The organism is Flavobacterium sp., from assembly GCF_029242675.1.
In the GTDB taxonomy this organism is placed as follows: Bacteria; Bacteroidota; Bacteroidia; order Flavobacteriales; family Flavobacteriaceae; genus Flavobacterium.
In genome coordinates this window covers 1-2,983 of record NZ_JAQWTM010000241.1, presented here as the reverse complement: position 1 = coordinate 2,983, position 2,983 = coordinate 1, and the positions used below count along the sequence as shown (strand labels likewise).

The following is a 2,983-nucleotide window of genomic DNA, read 5'->3' as shown; positions in this document are numbered from 1 at the left end:
ATAATTTTAATGTAAATATTTTCTCTCTATTTATTTAATCTTGCCACTAACGTCACCGCGCTTGTGGATGTTTCGGACATCGAATACGAGTATTTTCGGCGTAAAGAAAATAATCTAAAAAACCATAAAAAATTAAATGGAAACTGAAATAGAAAATGTCTTTGAAAATCGAAAAGAATTTATGATTCATTTGCTGAAATTTTTAAATGAAAAACCTAAAGGAGTTGAATTAGGTGAATTTTTCTTTTCAATAATGCCTTCACACGGAATTGAAAATTTCCAAGAAATTCTTGTTGAAATGAAAGAACAGAAATGGATAAATATTTTAGAAACTCCAAGTTTTGGAAACATTGGTGGAATGCAAATTCCAACATCAACTGTGAAATATACAATTGCAATTGGCGGAATAGAATATTTAGATAAGTTAAAAATCATAATTGACAAATATAAAATTGTGAATAAAAAAAATTCAATTAAAATAAATGGAAATGTAATTGACTCAAACATTAATCAAGATTCCTTATCTTTTGAAAGCCAAAATAAGAATAGTGTAAAAAATATTCCTGCTGAAAATCCTAAACATAAATCTGGAAAAGAAAATGATATTTGGGATAAGTTAAAAACCATTGCAATGATTTTAGGATTTTTAACTGCTGTAATTGGAATAATTACGAAGCTTATGGATTTATGGTAGAAATATAAAATTTGAAATGACATAATGAAAAAATTGAAAATTAATAATTAAGAAAAGAAAACCGAACGCACAACAGCGGTTTGTAGAAATGGCGAAATATGTGGTAAATTCACGTTTATCTTTCGCAAGAAATTTTATCTTAGCCGAAAACTCTCGGTTACGAAGTTCGCCACTTCTGCAAGCCGCAAAACGTTGTAGGATATACGCCCAAAAAACCGCAAAAATCATCAAATCTTTTTAGAATTAGATTATATTCATTAAATTAGCTGAATGGATAAAAATGCAGAAATAGGTTTGGATTTTATAATTGATAAGTTAACAAATTCAATTGAAAACGTGATTACTGGAGACAGTTTTCAGACTGAAATTTCTATTCTTCAAAATTCTGATTTAAAATCTGTAACAAAGAAAAATGGTTGGCTTTTTAACTGGAGTGAAGAATTTAAAAATCCAGTTAGAGATATTTATAAACTTACAATTTCTGGAAATTCTAAAATTATTCAAGGACTTGTTAGTTTAGAAGTTAAATCTGACCACGTTTATATGGATCTTGTAGAAAACGCTCCTTTCAACAAAGGACAAACAAAAGTTTACGCAGGTGTAGCTGGAAATTTAGTTGCATACGCTTGTAAATTATCTTTCCAACGTGGACACGATGGAAATGTTTCTTTTCTTTCGAAATCACAATTAGTCGAACATTATGAAAAAACATTAGGAGCTTTTCATTTTGGCGGTAGAATTATGATTATTGAAACAAAATCCGCATTGAAATTAATCAATAAATATTTTCAAAATAAATAATTATGAAAACTAAAAAATTAGATTTAGAAATTGATAGTATTGGTGGAATAGGTTCTCTAACATTAGCTGAAGAAAAAGCTTTGAGTGACTTCTTTAAAAAGAAAAAATCAACGAAAAAGCCGACGGATAAAAAGAAACTCAATACGTAAAAAGTACATCCTACAACACACGTCTTGCGCCATTTGCGAATTTAGTGGAATTACCGTTTTTTATCGTATTTTCGTTTAGCCGAAAATACTCGTCTTCGTAAGTCGCAAACGGCGCAAGGCGCGAGAACGTTATAAGCTATTTTACCACAGATGAAAATAAAAGGTTTAACAATAATATTTTTTCTAACTCTGTTAATCACTGTTTGGATAAACTTTGTCAATTATAAGTTTTCTGTAATACCATTTTTTTTAGGTAAAGCAGATAAATTGGAAGGAATGATTGATGGATTTTGCTTGTCTTATATTACGGGTTACTTTTTTTATTTTATAAATGTTTATTTAGTAGAAAGAACAGAAAAAAAATCAATTTTACCATATATATCATTTAAAATCAAGTTAGTTTTAGATCGCAATAATCATTTTATCCAGGTTTTAAAAAAGGATATTAAATTAAGGAAAAATTATCCAACCAAAGAAGAATTTGAAATACTCCTTGAAAAGAAAAATTTGGATGATTTGAAAATATTTAATTTTGAAAAATATAACTTCCTTGAATACTTAAAATATAATCGAAATTCAACATTAAAGAATATCAATAAAATACTAAAATCAGGAAAATATGTTGATGAAGAATTGAAAGAAATATTATTGAGCTTAAAAGAATCGTTATTTTTAAAAAAAGATTACGCATTTAATTCTCAAGATTTTGATTTATCAAAAATGAAAACTTACTATAATGTACTCTATAACTATTCTCAAGATATAAAAGCGTTACAAAATTATTTTGACAGAAACTTAAAGAAATATTATTGTTTAAACTATCCAAAACATTTCCGAAATAAAATAAAAAACAGCTTATAACAGCCGTTACACGAGATTTGGGCATTTGGCTGAATTTAAAGATTGTTTTGTATTTGGGAAATTTGTGTTTAACCGAAAAATCTCGCATCTTTAATCCCAAACCTCGTGTAGCGCCAGAACGTTAGCTGTAACTTTCGAGCGACGAAAACGTAAAAAAAGAAAAATATTTCTTCCAATTACGGAAAACCGTAAAGTTAATTATTGCAAACTATTTATTTTTGAAACCAAAATAAACATAAACAATAAAATTTTATACTATGGCATTTTTAGACCACAATGGGGAAAGTGAATTTCCAATGTCGAAAGACAAAGTTTTCGAGGCAATGAAAAAAGCAATTCCGACAATTAACGGATTGAAAATTGAAAACGCAGATAAATTACAAGGTAGATTTGTAGTAAAAGCAGGAGTTAGTTTGTATAGTTGGGGCGAAAATATTCCAATACAATTATCTGAAATTTCAGAAAACAGAACCAAAGT

General features: G+C 28.0%; 5 protein-coding genes. All 5 read left to right on the top strand.

Features of this window, described 5'->3' with window-relative positions:
- The first annotated feature begins 136 nt into the window (after positions 1-136).
- Positions 137-694, top strand: coding sequence for a hypothetical protein (locus P8M54_RS08945; RefSeq protein ID WP_300287387.1), 558 nt, complete (start codon positions 137-139; stop codon positions 692-694).
- Positions 695-964: 270 nt separating this feature from the next.
- Positions 965-1,495: a hypothetical protein gene (locus tag P8M54_RS08940; RefSeq protein ID WP_300287384.1), complete on the top strand. Its 531-nt coding sequence runs from the start codon at positions 965-967 to the stop codon at positions 1,493-1,495.
- 2 nt (positions 1,496-1,497) lie between these two features.
- On the top strand, positions 1,498-1,644 hold the full coding sequence (locus P8M54_RS08935) for a hypothetical protein (RefSeq protein WP_300287382.1): 147 nt from the start codon (positions 1,498-1,500) through the stop codon (positions 1,642-1,644).
- Positions 1,645-1,794: 150 nt separating this feature from the next.
- Complete coding sequence (locus tag P8M54_RS08930; RefSeq protein WP_300287380.1) at positions 1,795-2,505, top strand: hypothetical protein; 711 nt, start codon at positions 1,795-1,797, stop codon at positions 2,503-2,505.
- Between the two features lie 257 nt (positions 2,506-2,762).
- Positions 2,763-2,983, top strand: a 221-nt coding sequence (locus P8M54_RS08925) for a hypothetical protein (RefSeq protein ID WP_300287378.1), incomplete at its 3' end; no start/stop codon positions are given.

Bases quoted from the DNA above. Each gene is read 5' to 3' on its own strand.
- P8M54_RS08945 (WP_300287387.1), top strand. From the start codon at position 137: ATGGAAACTGAAATAGAAAATGTCTTTGAAAATCGAAAAGAATTTATG.
- P8M54_RS08940 (WP_300287384.1), top strand. From the start codon at position 965: ATGGATAAAAATGCAGAAATAGGTTTGGATTTTATAATTGATAAGTTA.
- P8M54_RS08935 (WP_300287382.1), top strand. From the start codon at position 1,498: ATGAAAACTAAAAAATTAGATTTAGAAATTGATAGTATTGGTGGAATA.
- P8M54_RS08930 (WP_300287380.1), top strand. From the start codon at position 1,795: ATGAAAATAAAAGGTTTAACAATAATATTTTTTCTAACTCTGTTAATC.